The 21,161-nt window shown below is 71.6% G+C and carries 19 protein-coding genes, 1 tRNA gene and 1 other RNA gene; 13 read left to right on the forward strand and 8 right to left on the reverse strand.

Annotated elements, in window-relative coordinates; all coding sequences use genetic code 11:
- Positions 1 to 5: 5 nt before the first annotated feature.
- Positions 6 to 1,430 (reverse strand): argininosuccinate synthase, encoded by a 1,425-nt coding sequence (argG, locus tag ACYVNR_RS09685; protein ID WP_461047873.1) that lies wholly within the window; start codon positions 1,428 to 1,430, stop codon positions 6 to 8.
- 226 nt (positions 1,431 to 1,656) lie between these two features.
- On the opposite strand from argG, the gene ACYVNR_RS09690 reads away from it, so the two are divergent.
- Positions 1,657 to 2,574, forward strand: coding sequence for a hypothetical protein (locus ACYVNR_RS09690; RefSeq protein WP_461047874.1), 918 nt, complete (start codon positions 1,657 to 1,659; stop codon positions 2,572 to 2,574).
- Between the two features lie 169 nt (positions 2,575 to 2,743).
- Here the strand turns inward: ACYVNR_RS09690 and aceE are convergent, their stop codons facing one another.
- Entirely contained in the window at positions 2,744 to 5,515 is a 2,772-nt protein-coding gene (gene aceE / locus ACYVNR_RS09695; protein ID WP_461047875.1) for a pyruvate dehydrogenase (acetyl-transferring), homodimeric type, read from the reverse strand.
- A 396-nt stretch (positions 5,516 to 5,911) separates the two neighbouring features.
- On the opposite strand from aceE, the gene ACYVNR_RS09700 reads away from it, so the two are divergent.
- From ACYVNR_RS09700 to ACYVNR_RS09735, 8 genes are all read left to right on the forward strand, one after another.
- Positions 5,912 to 6,328 (forward strand): DUF3052 domain-containing protein, encoded by a 417-nt coding sequence (locus tag ACYVNR_RS09700; RefSeq protein ID WP_045193258.1) that lies wholly within the window; start codon positions 5,912 to 5,914, stop codon positions 6,326 to 6,328.
- A 55-nt stretch (positions 6,329 to 6,383) separates the two neighbouring features.
- Positions 6,384 to 6,908, forward strand: a complete 525-nt coding sequence (locus ACYVNR_RS09705; protein WP_458800067.1) for a peroxiredoxin — start codon at positions 6,384 to 6,386, stop codon at positions 6,906 to 6,908.
- A 45-nt stretch (positions 6,909 to 6,953) separates the two neighbouring features.
- Positions 6,954 to 7,026: transfer RNA gene (locus ACYVNR_RS09710), tRNA-Val, on the forward strand.
- A 1-nt stretch (position 7,027) separates the two neighbouring features.
- Positions 7,028 to 7,930 carry a Nif3-like dinuclear metal center hexameric protein gene (locus ACYVNR_RS09715; RefSeq protein WP_461047876.1) on the forward strand — a complete coding sequence of 301 codons (903 nt, stop codon included), beginning with the start codon at positions 7,028 to 7,030 and terminating at the stop codon, positions 7,928 to 7,930.
- Positions 7,858 to 8,667, forward strand: coding sequence for a zinc ribbon domain-containing protein (locus ACYVNR_RS09720; RefSeq protein WP_461047877.1), 810 nt, complete (start codon positions 7,858 to 7,860; stop codon positions 8,665 to 8,667). The genes ACYVNR_RS09715 and ACYVNR_RS09720 overlap by 73 nt, the downstream gene beginning before the upstream one ends.
- A 7-nt stretch (positions 8,668 to 8,674) precedes the next feature.
- Positions 8,675 to 9,655, forward strand: a complete 981-nt coding sequence (locus ACYVNR_RS09725) for a reverse transcriptase-like protein (RefSeq protein WP_461047878.1) — start codon at positions 8,675 to 8,677, stop codon at positions 9,653 to 9,655.
- Positions 9,656 to 9,679: 24 nt separating this feature from the next.
- Positions 9,680 to 10,093 carry a rhodanese-like domain-containing protein gene (locus ACYVNR_RS09730; RefSeq protein WP_461047879.1) on the forward strand — a complete coding sequence of 138 codons (414 nt, stop codon included), beginning with the start codon at positions 9,680 to 9,682 and terminating at the stop codon, positions 10,091 to 10,093.
- On the forward strand, positions 10,090 to 11,274 hold the full coding sequence (locus ACYVNR_RS09735) for an O-succinylhomoserine sulfhydrylase (RefSeq protein ID WP_461047880.1): 1,185 nt from the start codon (positions 10,090 to 10,092) through the stop codon (positions 11,272 to 11,274). The genes ACYVNR_RS09730 and ACYVNR_RS09735 overlap by 4 nt, the downstream gene beginning before the upstream one ends.
- 76 nt (positions 11,275 to 11,350) lie before the next feature.
- Here ACYVNR_RS09735 and ACYVNR_RS09740 read toward each other — a convergent pair whose 3' ends face one another.
- Together ACYVNR_RS09740 and ACYVNR_RS09745 are read right to left on the reverse strand one after the other, a co-directional pair.
- Positions 11,351 to 12,445 (reverse strand): ArsB/NhaD family transporter, encoded by a 1,095-nt coding sequence (locus ACYVNR_RS09740; protein ID WP_461047881.1) that lies wholly within the window; start codon positions 12,443 to 12,445, stop codon positions 11,351 to 11,353.
- A gap of 1 nt (position 12,446) precedes the next feature.
- Positions 12,447 to 13,196, reverse strand: a complete 750-nt coding sequence (locus ACYVNR_RS09745) for a YaaA family protein (RefSeq protein WP_461047882.1) — start codon at positions 13,194 to 13,196, stop codon at positions 12,447 to 12,449.
- 90 nt (positions 13,197 to 13,286) lie between these two features.
- Here ACYVNR_RS09745 and ACYVNR_RS09750 point away from each other — a divergent pair, with 90 nt between their 5' ends.
- Positions 13,287 to 14,723 carry an RNB domain-containing ribonuclease gene (locus ACYVNR_RS09750; RefSeq protein WP_461047883.1) on the forward strand — a complete coding sequence of 479 codons (1,437 nt, stop codon included), beginning with the start codon at positions 13,287 to 13,289 and terminating at the stop codon, positions 14,721 to 14,723.
- An 87-nt stretch (positions 14,724 to 14,810) separates the two neighbouring features.
- On the opposite strand, the gene ACYVNR_RS09755 is transcribed toward ACYVNR_RS09750, so the two are convergent.
- Positions 14,811 to 15,785 (reverse strand): hypothetical protein, encoded by a 975-nt coding sequence (locus tag ACYVNR_RS09755; RefSeq protein WP_461047884.1) that lies wholly within the window; start codon positions 15,783 to 15,785, stop codon positions 14,811 to 14,813.
- A 207-nt stretch (positions 15,786 to 15,992) separates the two neighbouring features.
- On the opposite strand from ACYVNR_RS09755, the gene ACYVNR_RS09760 reads away from it, so the two are divergent.
- Positions 15,993 to 16,352: an STAS domain-containing protein gene (locus tag ACYVNR_RS09760; RefSeq protein ID WP_461047885.1), complete on the forward strand. Its 360-nt coding sequence runs from the start codon at positions 15,993 to 15,995 to the stop codon at positions 16,350 to 16,352.
- A 38-nt stretch (positions 16,353 to 16,390) separates the two neighbouring features.
- Here ACYVNR_RS09760 and ACYVNR_RS09765 read toward each other — a convergent pair whose 3' ends face one another.
- A complete protein-coding gene (locus tag ACYVNR_RS09765) occupies positions 16,391 to 16,807 on the reverse strand; it encodes an ATP-binding protein (RefSeq protein WP_461047886.1) in 417 nt (138 codons plus the stop codon).
- A 67-nt stretch (positions 16,808 to 16,874) separates the two neighbouring features.
- On the opposite strand from ACYVNR_RS09765, the gene ACYVNR_RS09770 reads away from it, so the two are divergent.
- Positions 16,875 to 18,674 (forward strand): SpoIIE family protein phosphatase, encoded by a 1,800-nt coding sequence (locus tag ACYVNR_RS09770; RefSeq protein WP_461047887.1) that lies wholly within the window; start codon positions 16,875 to 16,877, stop codon positions 18,672 to 18,674.
- Positions 18,675 to 18,766: 92 nt separating this feature from the next.
- Positions 18,767 to 19,162, forward strand: an RNA gene (rnpB, locus tag ACYVNR_RS09775) — RNase P RNA component class A.
- Positions 19,163 to 19,237: 75 nt separating this feature from the next.
- Here the strand turns inward: rnpB and ACYVNR_RS09780 are convergent.
- Both ACYVNR_RS09780 and ACYVNR_RS09785 read right to left on the reverse strand, forming a co-directional pair.
- Positions 19,238 to 20,191, reverse strand: a complete 954-nt coding sequence (locus ACYVNR_RS09780; protein ID WP_461047888.1) for an aldo/keto reductase — start codon at positions 20,189 to 20,191, stop codon at positions 19,238 to 19,240.
- A 31-nt stretch (positions 20,192 to 20,222) separates the two neighbouring features.
- Positions 20,223 to 21,128 (reverse strand): NAD-dependent epimerase/dehydratase family protein, encoded by a 906-nt coding sequence (locus ACYVNR_RS09785; RefSeq protein ID WP_461047889.1) that lies wholly within the window; start codon positions 21,126 to 21,128, stop codon positions 20,223 to 20,225.
- Between the last annotated feature and the right edge of the window lie 33 nt (positions 21,129 to 21,161).

A 21,161-nucleotide genomic window follows, 5' to 3' on the forward strand; every position in this document is an offset into this window, starting at 1 on the left:
AGGCGTCAGTCGGTGCCGAACTCCATGGCCGCGCGGTCCAGCGCGTCGTCCTGCTCGTCGACGTGCGCAGCCGCCGGGTTGGCCGAGATCGCGGCCGCGCCACCGGGGGCGAGCTCGCCCACGAGCTCGTGGGCGTCTGCGCCGAGGAGGCCCTGGGCGGCATACAGCTCGAGCTTGGCGCGCGAGTCGGCGATGTCGAGGTTGCGCATCGTCAGCTGGCCGATGCGGTCGACCGGGCCGAACGCGGCGTCCTCGGTGCGCTCCATCGAGAGCTTCTCGGGGTGGTAGCTGAACGCCGGCCCGGTGGTGTTGACGACCGACCAGTCGTCTCCCCGGCGCAGGCGCAGCGTCACCTCGCCCGTGACCGCCGACGCGACCCAGCGCTGGAGCGACTCGCGCACCATGAGCGACTGCGGGTCGAGCCAGCGCCCCTCGTAGAGGAGGCGGCCCAGCTTGCGGCCCTCGGCGTGGTAGTTCGCGATCGTGTCCTCGTTGTGGATCGCGTTGAGGAGCCGTTCGTAGGTGAGGTGGAGCAGGGCCATGGCCGGGGCCTCGTAGATGCCGCGCGACTTGGCCTCGATGATGCGGTTCTCGATCTGGTCGCTCATGCCGAGGCCGTGGCGGCCACCGATGCGGTTCGCCTCGTCGACGAGGGCGACCGCGTCGGCGAAGGTCTTGCCGTTGATCGCCACGGGGCGCCCCCGCTCCCAGCGCACCGTGACGTCCTCGGTCTCGATGGCGACGGAGGGGTCCCAGAACCTCACGCCCATGATCGGCTCGACGACCTCCATGGACTCGTTGAGGAACTCGAGCGTCTTGGCCTCGTGGGTCGCACCCCAGATGTTCGCGTCGGTGGAGTACGCCTTCTCGGCGGACGCGCGGTAGGGCAGGTCACGCGCGGTGAGCCACTCGGACATCTCGTGCCGGCCGCCGAGCTCGGTGACGAAGTCGGCGTCGAGCCACGGCTTGTAGATGCGCAGGCTGGGGTTGGCCATGAGGCCGTAGCGGTAGAACCGCTCGATGTCGTTGCCCTTGAAGGTCGAGCCGTCGCCCCAGATCGAGACGCCGTCCTCCTGCATGGCACGCACGAGCAGGGTGCCGGTGACGACACGGCCCAGGGGAGTGGTGTTGAAGTACGTCTTGCCGCCGCTGCGGATGTGGAAGGCGCCGCACGCGATGGCCGACAGGCCCTCCTCGACGAGCGCGGTCTTGCAGTCGACGAGGCGGCTGATCTCGGCGCCGTACTGGCCGGCGCGGCCGGGGACCGAGTCGATGTCGGGCTCGTCGTACTGGCCCAGGTCGGCGGTGTAGGTGCACGGCACCGCGCCCTTCTCGCGCATCCAGGCAACAGCCACGGAGGTGTCGAGGCCGCCGGAGAAGGCGATGCCGACGCGTTCGCCGACGGGGAGCGAGGTGAGGACCTTGGACATGGATGTAAGTATATGCATACGCGCGCATACTTATCCAATCGCGGTGCGAGCCGACGAGGTATGCCGTGTGCCCTCTTTCCGCTCAGCGGCGCGGGTCGCGCCCAGCCGCGGTGGAGCACTCCGTCGCCGCTGAGCCGTCCACACCCTCGTGAGCGCGAGCCGCGTCGTCCACACCCTGGTGCGACCCCGTCGCGCCGGGTGCCCTGATGCACAGACCCTCGACCGCATGGACCTGCACCTCGTCGCCCGCGACGGCGTCTTCTCGACCGCGGACGCCGCCTGCCTCGGTCTCGACCGCAACGCGTTGGCCCGGCTCGTCCGCGGCGGACGCTGCCTCCGACTGGCGACGGGCTGGTATGCCGTCGTCGACGGGGAGCCGCCGGTCCGGGAGGCACTGCACCGACTCACGGCGACCGCCCTCGGCAGGTCGATGCGCGGCCGCGCAGCCCTCAGCCACCACTCGTGCCTCGTGGTCGCCGGCCTGCCGACGTTCGGTGCGGACCTCGACACCGTGCACCTGACATCCTTGGTCGCGTCGCGCGGCGGCGTCTCGGTCGCCCGGCCCGGGGTGGCGGTGCACCGCCGTGTCGGCAGTCTCCGGCTCCCCGTGCCGGACATGCTGGAGGCCCACCGGCCACGGCTCGTCCCCGCGGCCTGGGCTGCCGTCCAGGCGGGGCTCATCGCGGGCCCCGAGGCGTTCGTGGTGCCGGCGGACGCTGCCCTGCGATCCGGCGCCACGACGACGGCCGCACTCGACCGCGCGATCGAGGTCTTCGCGACGCACACCGGCATAGGTCCGATCAGGGCTGCCCGGTCCGTCGTGGACGCACGACACGAGTCGCCGGGCGAGTCACGCGCGGCGTTCCTGCTCGGCGCTCTCGGGCACGCGCTGGAACCACAGTTCGAGGTCGTCGCCGAGGGCCGGCTCTACCGCGCCGACTTCCGCATCGCAGGGACGCGCGTGCTCGTCGAGTTCGACGGCGCCGTGAAGTACGACGACCGCCGCACGCTCTTCGGGGAGAAGCAGCGTGAGGACGCCCTGCGTCGCGCGGGCTGGGTCGTGGTTCGGCTCGTGTGGTCCGACCTCGACGACCCGCGCCGCGTCGGACGACGGATCGCCGCCGCTCTCGCCCTCGCCCCGTGATCGGTCCTTGCTCACCGGACCCGCCGGCGCTCAGCGACGCCGCAGCCCTGCGGCGTCAGTGAGCGCGACCGGCGTCAGTGAGCGCGACCGGCGGCGGTGGGAACCGTCCCGGGTAGGCGTGTGGCCCGGCCCCTCACGGGGACCGGGCCACACGGCATACGTCAGCGGGTCAGCTCTCGCCGCCGGCGTTGCCGGACGTGCCGGCGGTGACGTCGTCGAGGCGGTACTTCGCGGCGGCCTTGGCCGGAACGTCGGCCGGCACCTTGCCCTCACGGGCCAGCAGTTGCAGCGTGCGCACCGCGACCGACGGCCCGTCGATGTGGAAGAAGCGGCGGGCGGCGGGACGGGTGTCGGAGAAGCCGAAGCCGTCGGCGCCGAGCGTCGCGTACGTGCCGGGGACCCACTCGCGGATCTGGTCCTGCACGGCGCGCATGTAGTCGGAGACGCCGACCACCGGGCCCTCGGTGCCCTCGAGGCACTGGGTGACCCACGGCACGCGCTTCTCGCCGTCGGGACGCAGGAACTCCTGCTCGTCGGCGGCGAGGCCGTCACGGCGCAGCTCGTTCCACGACGTCACCGACCACACGTCGGCGGCCACGCCCCAGTCGTCGGCGAGCAGGTGCTGGGCCTCGAGCGCCCACGGCAGGCCGACGCCCGACCCGAGCAGCTGCGCGCGCGGGGCCTCGTGGGTCCAGCCCTCGGTGTTCGCGGCCTTGAGCTTGTACATGCCCTTGAGGATGCCCTCGACGTCGACGTTCTCGGGCTCGGCCGGCTGCTGGATCGGCTCGTTGTAGACGGTGAGGTAGTAGATGACGTTCGACTCGTCGGTCGTGTGCCCCTCGCCGTACATCCGGTCGAGGCCGGCCTGCATGATGTGGGCGATCTCGTACGCGTACGCCGGGTCGTAGTGCACGACAGCCGGGTTGGTCGACGCGAGGAGCGGGCTGTGGCCGTCGGCGTGCTGCAGGCCCTCGCCGGTGAGCGTCGTGCGACCAGCCGTGGCGCCGATGAGGAAGCCACGCGTCATTTGGTCGGCGGCTGCCCAGATCGAGTCGCCCGTGCGCTGGAAGCCGAACATCGAGTAGAAGACGTAGATCGGGATCATCGGCTGGCCGTGCGTCGCGTACGACGTGCCCGCGGCCGTGAACGCGGCGACCGAGCCCGCCTCGTTGATGCCGAGGTGCAGGATCTGGCCCTGCTCGTTCTCGCGGTAGGCGAGCATGAGCTCGGCGTCGACCGGCGTGTAGTTCTGCCCGTTCGGGTTGTAGATCTTGATCGTCGGGAAGAACGCGTCCATGCCGAACGTGCGCGCCTCGTCGGGGATGATCGGCACGATGCGCTTGCCGAACTCCTTGTCGCGCAGGAGGTCCTTGAGCAGGCGCACGAACGCCATCGTCGTGGCGACCTCCTGCTTGCCCGACCCCTTCTTCACCTGGGCGTACGCCTCGTCGCCCGGCAGCTTGACCGGCTCGTACGCGACGCGCCGGCTCGGCAGCGTGCCGCCGAGCTTGGTGCGGCGGTCGATGGAGTACTTGATGACCTCGCTGTCGGCGCCCGGGTGGTAGTACGGCGGCTGGTAGGGGTTCGCCTCGAGCTGCTCGTCGGTGATCGGGATGCGGAGGCTGTCGCGGAAGGCCTTGAGGTCGTCCAGCGTCATCTTCTTCATCTGGTGCGTGGCGTTGCGGCCGGCGAAGTGCGAGCCCAGGCTGTAGCCCTTGATCGTCTTCGCGAGGATGACGGTCGGCTGCCCGGTGTGCTCGCGGGCCGCCTTGTAGGCCGCGTAGACCTTGCGGTAGTCGTGCCCGCCGCGCTTGAGGTCCCACCAGACCTGGTCGTCGGTCCAGCTCTCGACCATCTTCGCGGTGCGCGGGTCGCGGCCGAAGAAGTGGTCGCGCACGTACTTGCCGTCGTTGGCGCGGAAGGTCTGGTAGTCGCCGTCGCTCGTGGAGTTCATGAGGTGCACTAGCGCGCCGTCGCGGTCGCCGGCCAGGAGCGGGTCCCAGCCTCGGCCCCAGACGACCTTGATGACGTTCCAGCCCGCGCCGCGGAAGAACGCCTCGAGCTCCTGGATGATCTTGCCGTTGCCGCGCACCGGGCCGTCGAGGCGCTGCAGGTTGCAGTTGATGACGAAGTTGAGGTTGTCGAGCTCCTCGTTGGCCGCGAGCTGCAGCAGGCCGCGCGACTCGGGCTCGTCCATCTCGCCGTCGCCGAGGAAGGCCCAGACGTCCTGCTGGCTGGTGTCCTTGATGCCGCGGTTGTGGAGGTACTTGTTGAACTGCGCCTGGTAGATCGCGTTCATCGGGCCGATGCCCATGGACACGGTCGGGAACTCCCAATAGTCGGGGAGCAGCCGCGGGTGCGGGTAGGACGGCACGGCCTTGACCTCGCCGTCGACGAGGTGGCTCTTCTCCTGGCGGAAGCCGTCGAGGTCGGCTTCGGTGAGGTGGCCCTCGAGGAAGCTGCGGGCGTACATGCCGGGGGAGGCGTGGCCCTGGAAGTAGATCTGGTCGCCGCCGCCCTCGTGGTCCTTGCCGCGGAAGAAGTGGTTCATCCCCACCTCGTAGAGCGTCGCGGCGCTCGCGTAGGTGGAGATGTGGCCGCCGACGCCGATGCCGGGGCGCTGGGCGCGGTGCACCATGACCGCGGCGTTCCAGCGGATGTAGCGGCGCATCTCGCGCTCGACGTCCTCGTCACCGGGGAACCAGGCCTCGCGCTCCGGCGGGATGGTGTTGATGTAGTCGGTCGCCGTCAGCGAGGGCACGCCGACCTGCTGCTGGCGCGCCCGCTCGATGAGCTTGAGCATGATGTAGCGCGCCCGGGTGCGGCCCTTCTCGTCGAGGACGGCGTCGAGGGAGTCGATCCACTCCTGCGTCTCGTCCGGGTCGATGTCCGGGAGCTGACTGGGGATGCCGTTGAGGATCGGGCCGGCCTCGGATGCCACGTCGTGGGTCCTTTCTCGTCGCGTCCGCCGCGCGCGTGACCGGTCGGCCACGCCGCTGCTTCGCCCATCCTCTACCAATCCGTGGTGACCGTCACACTCGGGTCCAGCGATGGGACGCTTCGCTCCTTCCCACGGAGGCCTCTGCAGTGGTATGCCGTGGGGGCCGGTCGGTTCGCGACGGGAACCCGGGTGGCTCACCGGTTGGCACGCGAGCGGCACGCCGACGGAGTCCGACTGGGCGTTGTGCCGACGCGGGGCCGGGCTTGCGCGGTAGCGTCGGAACCAGTGCACTGGATGCCGTGGACGTGACGTCACGACGGTGGTGTCACGGGTATGACAGATGCGACCGACGACACCACCAGGGCCCGTCGGCCACGACCGAGAGGACCGGTGACAGTGAGCGAGACCGCGGGAGCGGCGTCCTTCAGCAAGCTCGGATTTGCCAACGGGCAGATCATCCAGGAGTTCGGCCATGACGATGACGTCGACGACCAGCTGCGGTTCTCGATCGAGGACGTCATCGGCAGCGAGCTCGAGGACGAGGACTTCAACGACGGCGCGGACGGGGTGCTGCTCTGGTACCGCGACGGCGACGAGGACCTCGTCGACCTCATGGTCGACGGCCTGACCAAGCTCTTCGACCAGGGTTTCATCGTGCTGCTCACGCCGAAGGCCGGGCGCCCCGGCCACGTCGACGCGAGCGACGTCGAGGAGGCCGCGTCGACGGCCGGTCTCGTCACGGGTGGCCAGGTCAACGTCGCCAAGGAGTGGGCCGCCACCCGGCTCATGCCGCCGAAGGGTCCGAGGCGCTGACGGCGTTTCGGGCGGCTTTTCGGTCGGGCGCCCGTCGGGTGTCACACTGGCGGACATGATGAACGCGCACCCGACCGAGTCGGTCCACGCGGCCGCCCCACTGGGTGTCGGCGAGCTCGCCCCCGACTTCACGCTCGTCGACCAGTACGGCGTCGACGTCAGCCTGTCCGCCGTCCGTGACCTCAAGAACGCCGTCGTCGTCTTCTACCCGGCAGCCTTCTCGGGCATCTGCCGCGGCGAGCTGCGCGAGATCCGCGACGGACTCGAGGACTTCCAGGACGACGACATCCAGGTCTTCGCGATCTCGTGCGACTCGATGTACACCCTGCGGGCGTGGGCCGATGCCGAGGGGCACTTCTTCCCGCTGCTGTCGGACTTCTGGCCGCACGGGGAGGTGGCTCGCCGCTACGGCGTCTTCGACGAGGAGGACGGCTTCGCGCGGCGCGGGACCTTCCTCATCGACCGCAGCGGGCACATCGTCTGGAGCGAGGCGCGCGCCATCGGTCACGGCCGTGACTTCACGGCCTACCGGCAGGCGCTGGCGGCGCTCCGCGCGAGCGCACCGGATGCCGTAGGCTGACCGCCGCCCGCCGGTGACGCCAACCTGTCACCTGCCGGTGCGTGAGGGCCTGTAGCTCAGTTGGTAGAGCACCGCGTTTACACCGCGGGTGTCGTCGGTTCGAGCCCGGCCGGGCCCACGTGGACGACCCAGCCCCCGAACCCAGGGGAGACCTTCGGCTGCGCGACGTCGTCGCGGCGCTGGAGTCCCTCTACCCGCTCGAGCACGCGGCCGACTGGGACCGCGTCGGTCTGGTCGCCGGTGACCCGGACCAGCCCGTACGCCGCATCCTCTTCGCGCTCGACCCGACGCTCGCGGTCATCGACGAGGCGAGTGCGTGGGGCGCGGACCTGCTCGTGACGCACCACCCGCTGCTGCTGCGCGGGGTGCACTCGGTCGCGACCACCAGTGCCAAGGGCGCCTCCGTGACGGCGCTCGTCCGGTCCGGCGTCGCCCTCTGGGTGGGTCACACCAACGCCGACGTCGCCGACCCCGGCGTGTCCGGCGTGCTGGCCGATGCGCTCGGGCTCACCGACCAGCGACCGCTGTCGCGCGAGGGGGACCACGCGATCGGCCGCGTCGGCGTGCTGCCCGCGCCGACCAGCTTGGTGCGGTTCGCGGAGTCGCTGACCGAGGCGCTGCCGGCGACCGCGGGCGGCATACGGGTGAGCGGCGACCCATCCGCCGAGGTGTCCGTCGTCGCGGTCATGGGTGGCTCGGGCGACGACCGCTTCGACGACGTGCGGGCGTGCGGCGCCGACGTCTACGTGACCGCCGACCTGCGCCACCACCCTGTCCTCGAGGCACGTGAGGAGGCGCGCGGCGGTCGCCCGTTCCTCGTCGACGCCGGGCACTGGGCCACCGAGTCCCTCTGGCTCGCCGACGGGCGCGACCGGCTGCTCGCCGCGCTGGAGCACGCCGCCGGAGCGACTAGGGTCGAGACCAGAGTCTCAGCCATCCGCACCGAGCCATGGACCTTCGTCGTCGGTGCGAACGCCGCCCGGGAGGACCGGGCGGCCACCGAACCCGGAGGTGTGTCCTGAAAGCCGACCCGTCCCGTCAGTGGCGCCTGCTCGACCTGCAGGCCATCGACACGCGCCTGGACCAGATCGCCCACGCCAAGGCCAACCTGCCGCAGACACCTGCGGTCGAGGCGGCGCGGCGTGAGCTGTCCGCGCTCGAGACGGAGATCGTCAACGCGCGCACGGCTGCCGGCGACGTGCAGCGCGAGCTGACGAAGTCCGACCAGGACGTCCAGCTCGTGCGCGACCGCGCGGCGCGCAACCAGGCGCGGCTCGACGCCGGGCAGGGCAGTGCGAAGGACCTGCAGGCGCTGCAGCACGAGCTGGCCTCGCTCGCGCGACGCCAGTCCGAGCTCGAGGACGTCGAGATCGAGGTGATGGAGCGCTCCGAGACGCTCACGGCCAAGGTCGCCGAGCTGGAGGCACGGCACTCCGAGCTCGTGCAGAAGGTCGAGACGCTCGAGACCGATCGCGACGCCGCCATCGAGAAGCTCGACGCCGAGGCGGTCCAGGTGGGCTCCGGACGGGCGAACATCGTCGCCGGCATCGGTGACGACCTCGCTGCCCTCTACGAGAAGATCCGCGCCGTGAGCGGGGGCCTGGCCGCGGCCGAGCTGCGCCACCGTCGCTGCGGCGGCTGCCGGCTCGAGCTCGGCAACGTCGACCTCGACCGCATCAGGCGCGCCCCACAGGACGAGGTCGTGCGGTGCGAGGAGTGCCGCCGCATCATGATCCGCACGGGCGAGTCCGGCCTGTGAGCCGACCGTGAGCGCAGCGTCTCGCGCGGTGGGCCGCCGGCTCGTCGTCGAGGCGGACGGCGGCTCACGCGGCAACCCCGGGGTCGCCGGCTACGGCGCGCTCGTGCGCGACCCGGCCACGGGCGCCGTCCTCGTCGAGCTCGCCGAACCGCTCGGCAAGCAGAGCAACAACGTCGCCGAGTACTCGGGACTCATCGCCGGGCTGCGGGCGGTGCTCGACATCGATGCCGGCGCCGAGGTGCGGGTGAGGATGGACTCCAAGCTCGTCGTCGAGCAGATGTCGGGCCGCTGGAAGATCAAGCACGAGGACATGCGCCGGCTGGCCCTGGAGGCGCGCGACCTCTGCGCGCGGATCTCCGACAGCGGCGGCAGCGTCGACTTCGAGTGGATCCCTCGGGAGAGGAACAAGGACGCCGACGCCCTGAGCAACGTGGCGATGGACGGCAAGCGCGTGCACCGCGTGCTCGTGGGCGACGCGGGCGAGGAGACGGACGCGGCTGCGAGGGAACCTGGCTCGGCGACAGAGGCGCCGTCGACGCCCACGCGCCCACTGCGCCTGCTGCTCGTGCAGACGCCTCATGACGACGGCCCGACGGCAGCGATCACCGATGCGGCGCGTCGCCTGGTCGGCGCAGGGGCGGCAGTCTTCGGAGCCGACGACGAGCAGTCGGTGCGGGTCGCGGACGCGGTCGCGGCGGCCGTCGGCACCGACGCCACGACGACCGGCGACTGGTCGGGGCGGGCACCCGGCGAGGGCGGCGACGCGACGGTCGTGACGGCATACCGGAGCCTCGTGGCCACGGGCGGCACGGCGGTGGCCGTGACGAGCCGGCGCGGAGTGCTGTCGGTGCTCGCCGACGTGCTCGGCACGCCCGTCGAGCGCTTCTGGGCCCTGGCCACCGCGCCGGGCAGCCTGACCGCCGTGGAGGTCTGGGAGGACGGCTCGGCCTCGGTCGCTTTCACCAATCGGACCGACCATCTCGCCTGACGGACGCGGTTTTATAGTCGCTGCATGAGCTATGCCGGTGACGTGACCCCCGAGCAGGCCTGGGCGGCCCTGCGCGACGAGCCCGGCGCGGTGCTCGTCGACGTGCGCACGAGGGCGGAATGGTCGTACGTCGGCCTGCCCGACCTCGGCCCGATCGGCAAGGAGGTCGTGCTCGTCGAGTGGCAGTCGTTCCCCGACGGCCGCGTCAACGACGGCTTCGTCGGCGAGCTCGAGGCGGCCGGCATCGGCAAGGAGCAGTCGCTCTACTTCCTCTGCCGCTCCGGCGTGCGCTCCGTCAGCGCCGCCGAGGCCGCAACCGCGGCGGGCTGGTCCGAGTCGCGCAACGTGCTCGACGGCTTCGAGGGTCCGCACGACGCCCAGCGCCACCGCACCGTCTCGGGCTGGAAGGTCGCGGGCCTGCCGTGGGTGCAGGGATGAGCGACGACGTGGAGCAGATCTGGCGCCCCGACACCCTGGCGGTGCGAGGAGGACTGTCCCGCAGCGGTTTCGAGGAGACGTCCGAGGCGCTCTACCTCACGTCGGGCTTCGTCTACGACACGGCCGAGGACGCCGAGGCGGCGTTCAAGGGCGACGTCGAACGGTTCGTCTACTCCCGCTACGGCAACCCGACGGTCACGATGTTCGAGGAGCGGCTGCGCCAGATCGAGGGCGCCGAGGCCTGCTTCGCGACCGGCTCCGGCATGTCGGCGGTCTTCGTCGCCCTGGCCGCGCTGCTCGGCAAGGGTGACCGCGTCGTGTCCTCGCGTGCGCTCTTCGGCTCGTGCTTCGTCATCCTCGACGAGATCCTGCCCCGCTGGGGCGTCGAGACCGTCTTCGTCGACGGGGCCGACCTCGACCAGTGGCGAGAGGCCCTCTCCGAGCCGACGACAGCCGTCTTCTTCGAGACGCCGAGCAACCCGATGCAGGAGCTCGTCGACATCGCCGCCGTCACCGACCTGGCCCACGCCGCCGGCGCCAAGGTCGTCGTCGACAACGTCTTCGGAACGCCGGTCTTCTCCAAGCCCCTCGACTTCGGGGCCGACATCATCGTCTACTCCGCGACGAAACACATCGACGGCCAGGGACGCACGCTCGGCGGGGCGGTGCTGGGGCCGAAGGAGTTCATCGACGGCCCGGTGCAGAACCTCATGCGCCACACGGGTCCGTCCATGTCGCCCTTCAACGCGTGGGTGCTCGTCAAGGGGCTCGAGACGATGTCGCTGCGCGTCGAGCGGATGGCCGACTCGGCCCTCGAGGTGGCTCGCTTCCTCGAGTCGCACCCGAAGGTGACGCGCGTCGTGCACCCGTTCCTCGAGTCGCACCCGCAGCACGACCTCGCGAAGCGGCAGATGCTCGCCGGTGGCACCGTCGTGACGTTCGAGCTCGACGGCGGCAAGGACGAGGCGTTCGCGCTCATGAACGCCCTCCAGGTCATCGACATCTCGAACAACCTCGGCGACTCGAAGTCGCTCATCACGCACCCGGCCACGACGACGCACCGCCGTCTCACGCCGGAGGCTCGTGCCGCCGTGGGCATCACCGACGGCGTGCTGCGTGTCTCGGTCGGGCTCGAGGACGTCCGCGACCTCGTCGACGACCTGCGCCGCGCCCTCGGTTGAACCGACCCACCGCGCGTCCGTGCGTCGGGAACCGCGCGCTCGACGGCGAGACGGGGGCGTATGCCGTTGGCTGGGGTCAGGCGGTCGCGGTGAGGGTGAGGGTCGTCGCCACCACGACCACGACCGCGCACAGCAGGCCGGTGCCGGCGATGCGGCGGGCGGACACCTCGAGCCCGGCCGAGCGGCAGCGCTGCGCCCAGAGCAGGGTCGCCACGGACCCCCACATCGTCACGATCGGACCCGTGTTGACGCCGATGAGCAGGGCGGCCAGCCGGGTGGGCGAGTCGGCCACGGTCGGCTCTAGCGCGAGGTACGCCGGGAGGTTGTTGATGCCGTTGGCCGTCAGCGCGCCCAGGCCGCTCACGCGCAGGAGGTCGCCGACGGTCGTGCCCGTGCCGACGACGGTGCGCAGCCACGCCTCGAGCCCGAACCTCAGAGCGGCGTCGACGACGAGGAAGAGCACGCAGACGCCGACGACGGTCAGCCACGGCATGCGGATGCGCCGGAGCAGCTCGGGGGCGCGCCAGTAGGTTGCCGCGACCAACACACCCGCGGCCGGCACCGAGGCCAGGGCGGGCTGCACGCCCGCGACGAACGCGACCGCGAGGAGGCCGCAGGCGACACCGGTCACCTGGGTGAGCACGCGGTCGTGCGGCTCGGCCAGCGGGGGAGTCGCGTAGGAGCCGCGCAGGTCGCGCCGGTGCAGCAGCCAGAGCACGGCCACGGTCGCGAGGGCGGCCGTCACTGCGGGCACGGCCATGAGCTTTATATAGCCGAGCGTGCGGACGTCGAGCGCCGCGAACGGGTGCAGCGCGAGCAGGTTCGTCAGGTTGGAGACCGGCAGCAGCAGCGAGGCCGTGTTGGCGAGCCACAGGGTCGTCATCGCAAAGGGCAGGGGAGGGGCGCCGACCTGCCGCGCCACGGTGATGGCGACCGGTGTCAGCAGCACGGCCGTCGTGTCGAGGCTGAGAACGGTCGTGGACAGCACGGCCAGCACCACGACGAGGAGCCAGAGCACGAGGACGTGGCCCTTCGCGAGCCGCGCGGCGTAGTGTGCCGCGACGTCGAAGAGACCGGCCAGGTCGCAGATCTCGGCGACGAGGGTGATGGCGACGAGGAAGACGAGGATCGGCGCCACGCGCTCGACGAGCTGGGCGAGGTCGAGCAGCACGTCAGGACTTCGGGGTGGTGGCCAGCTGCCACGGCTTGCCGGGGCGCGGCGGAGGCGTCAGCGCCACGTCGAAGCGCTCGGACAGGCGCTCGGCCAGGGCCTCGGGGGTGCGCGGAGCCTCGGCCTGCACCAGCTCTCGGGTCACCAGGCCGCGCGTGTGCTTCGCCATGTGTGAGGCGCCGGGCACGGTGACCTGAACCCACCGGTCGGCCCGCTCGTCACGGGGACGCCACACGGCGGCATACGTGCTGGACCGGCAGTCGACGATGAGCTCACGCGGCTTCACCGCGTCGTCGAGCGCGGCCGGCAGCTCACGGCGCCACTCCTGGGAGAGGTGGCCGACCTCGGGGAGGGTGCTGCAGATGTTGACCCGGTAGGCAGGCACGCGGTCGCCGAGGCGCAGCGCTCCGAAGAGGGCGGACACGACGACGATCCAGCGGTTCGCCCGGCGCTTGGAGGCCGGGTCGAGCGAGTCCACGTCGAGGGCGTGGTAGAGCACGCCGGAGTAGACCCGCGAGGCGGTGGCCGTCGGGGCGCTTTGCAGCCGGGTGTTGCCGGCGATGTCGTCGACGAGGTTGGGGTTGAGGTCGAGCAGGTTCGCGGCGTCGGGCTCACCGCTCAGCTTCACGACGGTGTCGACGACCGCCTCGCGCAGCGGGGTGAGCTGCGGGAAGGACAACGAGCCGAGATCGAGCGAGGACCCCCGCCGGGGCCTGGTCTTGCCCTCGGACGGCGGGAGCAGGATGAGCACGGGGGTCAGCCTAGGGAAGCCGGGGTCCAAAGTCCCAAAACGTCCAGCGACGCGCGGATTGCGTACGCGTTGGGTGCGTAGGGTGGCGCCATGGCGCAGCGACACATCGTGTTCCGCCCGGCGACGCAGCCCGGCGACGTGGCCCGGCAGCTCGCAGACCGCTTCGAGGCCGTGCGCCGAGAGCTCGAGGTCCCTGAGGAGTTCCCTCCCGAGGTGCTCGCGGAGGCGAGGTCGGCCGCAGCGGAGGCCGATCTGCCGGACCGCGACGAGACGGCGGTGGCGTTCATCACGATCGACCCGCCGTCATCCCTGGACCTCGACCAGGCCATGTCGATCGAGCGTGACGGCGACGGCTACCGGGTGCGCTACGCCATCGCCGACGTGCCCGCGTTCGTGCGGGCCGGCGGAGCCGTCGACGGCGAGACGCGTCGCCGCGGCCAGACCGTCTACTGCCCCGACAGGCGCGTGCAGCTGCACCCGACCGAGCTGAGCGAGGGGGCCGCGAGCCTGCTGCCCGACCAGGTGCGCCCGGCGTTCGTCTGGGACATCAGGCTGGCCGCGGACGGCGAGGGCACCGCGGTGGAGGTGTCGCGCGCCATGGTCCGGAGCGTGCGCCGCTACGACTACGAGCAGGTCCAGAAGGAGATCGACGCGGGCACCGCCGAGGACTGCCTCATGCTGCTCAAGGAGGTGGGCGAGAAGCGGATCGCCCTCGAGCGCCAACGGGGCGGAGCCAGCCTGCCGATGCCGGAGCAGGAGGTGGAGGAGGGCCAGGACGGCTCGTTCCACATCTCCTTCCGGCCGGTCCTGCCCGCCGAGGACTGGAACGCCCAGATCTCGCTGCTCACCGGCATGGGCGCCGCCGACCTCATGCTCAAGGGCAAGGTCGGCATCCTGCGCACGATGCCCCCGCCCGACCCGCGCGACCTCAAGCGCTTCCACCGGCAGGCGGCCGCGGCAGGGGTGCCGTGGCCCGACGGGATGGCGTACGGCGAGTTCCTCCGCACGCTCGACCGCACCGACCCCAGGCACCTGGCGCTCATCCACGAGGCGACGACGCTCTTCCGCGGCGCCGGCTACACGCCGTTCGACGGCGCGCTGCCCGAGCAGCCGATGCACGCCGCCGTCGCCAACCCGTATGCGCACGTCACGGCTCCGCTGCGGCGCCTGGTCGACCGCTTCGGCCTCGTCGTGTGCGAGGCGCTGTCGGCGGGGCACGAGGTGCCCGCCTGGGTGCGTGATGCCCTGCCGACACTGCCCGAGATCATGGCGACCTCCGACCGGCGCACCAACGCCGTCGAGCGCGCCTGCACCGATGCCGTCGAGGCGGCCGAGCTGCAGCCGTTCGTCGGCCAGACGCTCGCCGGGGTCGTCGTCGACGAGAACGACAAGGGTGTCGTCGTGCAGCTGGTCGACCACGCGGTCGTGGCCCGTGCCGCAGGCTCGGCCAAGGCCGGTGAGTCCGTCACGGTGCGGGTCGACGCCGTTGACATCGCCTCCGGGACCATCACGCTCTCGATCGCCTGAAGGGCCGCCCTCCGCTCCCTGGGCGCGGCTCTCGGGGCCCGGCTCTCAGGACGTGGCTCTCACGGCTTGGTGTTCAGCGCCCGGTCTTCACGGCCCGGCGGTCGCCGCGGGCGAGGTCGCGCCCGCGGACCCGGTCGCGCCGGGGGAGCTGGGCGCGCCGGGGGAGCTGGGCGTGGAGCCACCCGCCGCGGGCGTCCCCGGCGGCGTGGCCGCGGGCGTCTGCGCGGCCGGGCCGCCCGGGTCGGCCGTGGTCGCGACGGAGGGCGTACCGCCCGCGGCAGTCGTCGGGGTGCCGGTAGCCGAGGAACCGGCGCCGGAGGCGGCGTCGGAGCCGCTGCCCGGCCCGGCGGCGGTCGGGCTGTCCGCCGCGGTGCCAGCACCGTCCGGCGCCCCAGCACCGTCGCCTGCCTTCGCATCGCCCGCGGTCCCGGTGGCCGGTTCCGCCGAGCCGTCGACCACCGCGCCGGCGGCCGTGCGACCGCCGAGATCGGTCCCCGTGACAGGGGCCCCCGTCGCGAGCTGCAGCCCGGCGAGGAAGGCGGCCGCCAGCGCGAAGACTGCTCCGGCCATCGCGAGGGTCCGCCGCCGGGTCGCACGATCGGGTCGCGACCACGGTCGGCGCGTCTGGGTCGGGAGCGCCAGAGCCGGGCGTACAGCCGCGACGTCGCGCCGCGCGCGCACCAGCAGCACGATGTCCCGGGCCCGAGACATCGAGGTCGTGTAGAGACTGCCGGCGATCGCGGACACGACGCTCAGGACGGCGGCCCCCGCGATGGTCCCCACGACGCCGAGGCGGGACCCGAGCGCGGCGGCGGTGGCCGCTGCCATCGACCCGCCCAGCAGCTGGGTCAGCGAGAGGTCGAAGAGCTTGGACCTGGGCTCGGGACCTTCGGCGATGTCGGCGATGTCGGCGCTGTCGGCCGTGTGGGCGGCGTGTGGCGACGAGGGGCGCGCCGTGGCTGTCGCGCGGTCGGCTGCGTCAATGGCGTCAGGTTCGGCGTCGAGACTGCCGGTGGGTCGGATCGGGAGGTCGGGCAGAGGTGCGGTCAGCGGTGGCGTCATGTTCCTGGAGGGGTTGCGTTCGTCTGCGTGCGACGTCGTCGTCTCCCAGTGATGACGAACGAGCAGGTGCGTTCGTTGACGACCGCGCCCCAGGCGTGACGTGCCTCACACTCCGCTCGGGCGCGCGCGGCATACGTGATTGCCCTATGCCGCAGGGGCTGCGAGGCCTAACGTGGGCGGTGACGGTCGTGCGAGGAGGGGGAGCCGGTGGACGTGACGGTCGACGACAGGGGCGACGTGGTCGTGGCCCACGTGACGGGAGAGCTCGACACCTACACCGTCCCGGACGCCCGGAGGGTGTTCGACGGGCTGAGGGCCACGACGGGGTCCGAGGTCGTCGTCGACCTCCGGGAGGTGACCTTCCTCGACTCGTCCGGCCTCGGTGCGCTCATCGGGCTCTACCACCGTGTGAGCGATGCGGGCGGGCACCTGCGGCTCGTCTGCGCCGGCGTGACCCTGCGCCTGATGGAGCTGATGAACCTCGGTCAGGTGCTCGACATCAGCACCGAGCTCGGCGAGGTCTCGCCCAACGGAGTCTCGCCCAACGGAGGAGCGGCGCTCGCCTGAGGCGCTTGGGACGGAGGCGCGGCTGACGCGCGCGAGTCTCAGCCGCGGCCGGCGGCGACCGCCTGGAGCGCCAGGTGGAGTCGGACGCGGGTGCGGCCGGGCGGTGACTCGATCGTCAGGCGGTCGCTGAGCCGCTGGGCGATGAGCAGGCCGCGACCGCTCGTCGCCTGGCCGGCCGGCTCGCTGATTCGGGGCTTCGAAGACGTGCCGTCGGAGTCCTCGACCGTGAAGACGAGCGAGTCGGCGGTGCGGTCGATGCGCAGCACGCCGTGACCGCCACCGTGGATGATGCTGTTCACCGCGAGCTCGTGCACCGCGAGCATGGCGTCACCGGCCCGTTCGGGCAGATGCTGCTCGGCGACCGTGCGGACGGTCTCACGCACGAGACGCAGGTCCTCCGGGCCGAACTCGACACGGCTGAGCCCGCTCTCGCCGGTGATCGTCGGCCCGCCCACGTTGCCATCGTGCCACTGATGGGACATCTGTGGGACGTCAAGGCCCCTGTGGTGTCAGGATGACGCCATGAACACGACGGCGTGGGATGGCGGCGACGCGTCCTCGACCGTCGCGACCCGGCTCGTGGAGCTGGGGCGGATGGCCGCCGATCTCGCCAGCGCCGTCACCCTGGACGACCTCACCGAGACCATCACGCAGCGGGCGTCCGCCGTGATGGGCGCCTCGCGTGCCGTGCTCGTGGTGCGGGAGGGTCGTCACCGCCTACGCACCATCGGCACGCACGGGCTCAGCCCCCACCTGGTCCAGCAGTGGTCCTCGTTCGACATCCGGATCCCGACGCCGCTCACTGATGCCGTCCGAACCCGGGAGCCGGTGGTGATCACGACCGTTGCCGAGCTGCTCGAGCGCTACCCCGACCTCGAGGACGCCGCCGAGCGGTTCACCGTGGCCCTGCCCCTGATGTCGCCGACCACCGGCGAGGCGGTCGGTGCGGTCGGCTTCCGGTTCGACGGCCAACGAGGTCATCTGGACGCGGACGAGCTCTCCGTGCTGCAGTTCCTCACGGACATGTGCGCGCAGACGATGCTCCGGCTGCGGGCCGAGGCCGAGAGCGCCGACCGCGCGGCCCGCCTCGAGTTCCTCGCACACGCGTCGCAGGCTCTCGCCGAGTCGCTCGACTACCGGCAGACCCTGCGGCAGGTCGCCTCGCTCGCGGTGCCCACGCACGCAGACTGGTGCTCGGTGCAGATGCTGGACGATGGCGTGCTGCGCACCCTCGCCGTGGCCCACGTCGACCCGGCGAAGGTGCAGATGGCCAAGGAACTGGAGACCCGCTGGCCGCCCGACCCGAACCAACCCGGCGGAGCGGGCGAGGTCGCGCGAACCGGCAGGAGCCTGCTCGTCGAGGAGATCACCGACGAGATGCTCGTGGCCGCGGCCCGCGACGACGAGCACCTGCGCGTTGCCCGTGAGCTGGGCCTGCTGAGCGCGATGTCCGTCCCACTGAGGACCCACGACCGGGTGATCGGCGTCCTCACCTTCGTCGCGGCCGAGTCGGGCCGCCGCTACACGGCCGACGACGTGGCCTTCGCCGAGGACCTCGCCCGCCGTGCGGGAATCGCCATCGACAACGCGGATCTGTACTCCCAGACCCGGCGCGTGGCGTCGGTGCTCCAGGCGACGCTGCTGCCCCACGACCTCCCCGAGGTGCCCGGCTGGCAGGTCGGGATGGTCTACCGACAGGCCGGGCGCACCGATGTCGGCGGCGACTACTTCGACGTGAGCACGCTCGCCGACGGCAAGGTCATCGCCTTCGTCGGTGACGTGATGGGCCGAGGAGTCGACGCCTCCGTCGCCGGATCCCGGATGCGTTCCGCGACGAGGGTGCTCGTGACCCAGGACCCTGAGCCGCCAGCTCTCGCATCGGCGATCGACCGGCTGATGACCCACCAGCCACCCACCCCCATGGCGTCGGCGGCATACGCCCTCTTCGACCCGGCCCACGACAAGCTGTCGACCGTCGTCGCCGGGCACCCCCCGCCCCTGCTGCTGCAGAACGGGGTCAGCCGCTACGTCGTCGAGGAGGGGTCGCCGGTCCACGGCATCGGCATCGTGCAGCGGCCTGCCGCTCGCGTGCCGTTCGCGGTCGGCGACCTCCTGCTGCTCTACACGGACGGGCTCGTCGAGCGACGCGGGGAGAGTATCGACGCGGGCCTCGGACGGTTGCAGGCTGCCGCCGAGGAGATGCTCGGACGCGTCGACGACGACACCGACCTCGACGAGGTGCTGCACGACCTCGCCGAGGCCGTCACCGACCCCGACCGTCACGACGACGTCGCCCTCCTCGCGTTCCGGCGAATGGTCTGAGACTCCCGGGCGCTTCCGGACGGGCTGGTCCGTGGGCCGCGCCGGTGCGCGTTGGGAGCCTGCGGCATACGGCCCCTATGCTGGTCCGCGGATGAGTCGGCCAGGCGGTCGCGTCAGGGCTTCGGCCCTGCCGAGGAACGTCCGGGCTCCACAGGGCAGGGTGGTGGCCAACAGCCACCCGGGGTGACCCGCGGGACAGTGCCACAGAGAACAGACCGCCGGCCGCTTCGGCGGCCGGTAAGGGTGAAACGGTGGTGTAAGAGACCACCAGCGCTCCAGGTGACTGGAGCGGCTCGGTAAACCCCACCCGGAGCAAGTCCAGACAGCGTACGCACGGTGCCCTCGGGCGCCGAGGAGGCCGGCCCGGTCGAGTGCGCGGGTAGGACGCTAGAGCCGGCCAGCAATGGCCGGCCCAGATGGATGGCCGTCGCTGCGTCCCTGGTAACGGAGGCGCGGAACAGAACCCGGCGTATCGGCCGACTCATCCACTCTTAGGCCTCTGACCTACGGTTTCGGCGGGTGATGAGGGCGGGGACCGGAGCCCCGGCCGGCCTGAGCCCTTACTAGGGCAGTGCGGCCGGCGCGATGTCGTCGATGAGCTGCCGCTCAGCATCGGTGAGGGGCGGGATCGCGGAGGCCGCGGCGTTTGCGGCCACCTGCTCCGGTGTCTTGCCGCCGGGGATGGCGGACGAGACTGCCGGGTGGTCGAGGACGAAGCGCAGCGCGAGCTGCCCCAGTGTCATGTCGTCGCGTTCGAGCCGGCGAAGGCTGCCCACCCGTGCGAGGTCGCGTCGGTACCAGTCCTGCTCGGGCCAGTCGGCTCGCACGTCGCCCTCGGGAAACGTGGTGTCGGCCGTGAACTTGCCGGTGAGCAATCCCTTCTGCAGGGGGCCACGCAGCACCGCGCCGATGCCGTGCTCGGCGAGGTAGGGCAGGATCTCGTGCTCCGCTCGCCGGTTGAGCACGCTGTACTCCACCTGCACCACGTCCAGCCCGCCGTTGCTGTTGAAGTGCCTGATGTAGTCGATGTCGTCCGTCGACAGCCCGGCCGCACGGACCTTCCCGTCGGCCTTGAGGCGGGCAAGCGCCTCCACGAAGGCCTCCCTCTCCTCGGGCCGGTCCCACCAGATGTGGTCGTAGTAGACGTCGACGTAATCGGTGCCCAGGCGGCGCAGGCTGTCCTCGAGGGCACGGCATACCTTCTCGGGGCGGTCGTAGACCGGTGCGCCGGCGGGGTCGCGATGGTGGCCCATGAGGCCGCCCTTGGTCGCGACGACCACGTCGCTCCGGCGACCCTTGATCACCTTCGCGACGAGCTCCTCGCTGTGACCGTCGCCGTAGACGTCGGCCGTGTCGATGAGGGTCACCCCCAGCTCGAGGGCACGCTCCATGGCCGCGACCGAGGCCTCGTCGTCGACAGGACCCCAAGCGTCACCTCCGATCGCCCAGGCGCCGAACCCGATCTCCGAAACGGAGATCCCGGTGCTCCCCAGCGTGCGGTATTCCACTCCCACCACATTCCTCTCGTCGGTCCCGGTTCCCTGCCGTTCAGGGCCACGGTGGGCTGCTCGCGGCCCGCTCCTCCGGTCGCAGCCGCAGCTCCTCCAGCCATGCGTCGAAGCTGTGCCTCGGCTCGAAGCCCAGCTCGTCGCGCGCTCGGTCCATCGGATACCACGCCGTCACGGGCGCCAGCGACTCCACACCGCGCTCGCCGAGCAGCCCCCGGGCCCGGGGGTGGTACGCGTCGACGACCGACATGGGGTCGCTCACCAGCCGTTCCCCATCGGCCGGTCGGAAGGGCAGCAGTGAATGCACGTTGAAGGCGCCGCAGGTCTTCGTGCCGGTGGCCAAGGCGTTCAAGGATGCCAACACCGCACGGACGACGTCGCGGGTGTCGACCCCTCCGTAGAGCAGCCTGATCCCGTGCCTGAAGAAGGGCTCGGGCACGAACATGCCGAAGCGCAGCGCCACACTCGGTATGCCGTACCTACGGCCGTAGAGCCGGCACAGCTCCTCCCCGGCCAGCTTGGTCCAGCCGTAGATGTCGCCTGGCCGCAGCGGCAGGTCTTCGTGCAGCGACACCGCGCCCGCCCGGCCGCCGCGGTGGTCGCCGTACACACCCATGGTGCTGCTGAAGACAACGCCCCGGCAGGTGCCGGAGGCAGCGGCGGCCTCCCAGACGTTCAGCGTGCCGGTGAGGTTGAGGTCGTAGAACTCGCGGGTCGTGTGGTCTGCCAGGTGGATGCCGTGGATGGCCGCCGTGTGGACGATCATCTCCGCGCCACGCGCGGCGAGGGTCACGTCGTCGATCGAGCGGACGTCGCCCTGGATGAACTCGTATGGCGTCTCGAGCCGGCGCATGTCCTGCAGCACCGGCTCGTGCCCTTCCTCCGCCAGAGCGGGGGCCAGCGAGGTGCCCAGCGTGCCGCCGGCCCCGGTGATCAAGACGCGCATGGTCCGTCCCTTCGCGATCGTCCTCGATGGTGA

The sequence above is a fragment of the Terrabacter koreensis genome, from assembly GCF_054783315.1.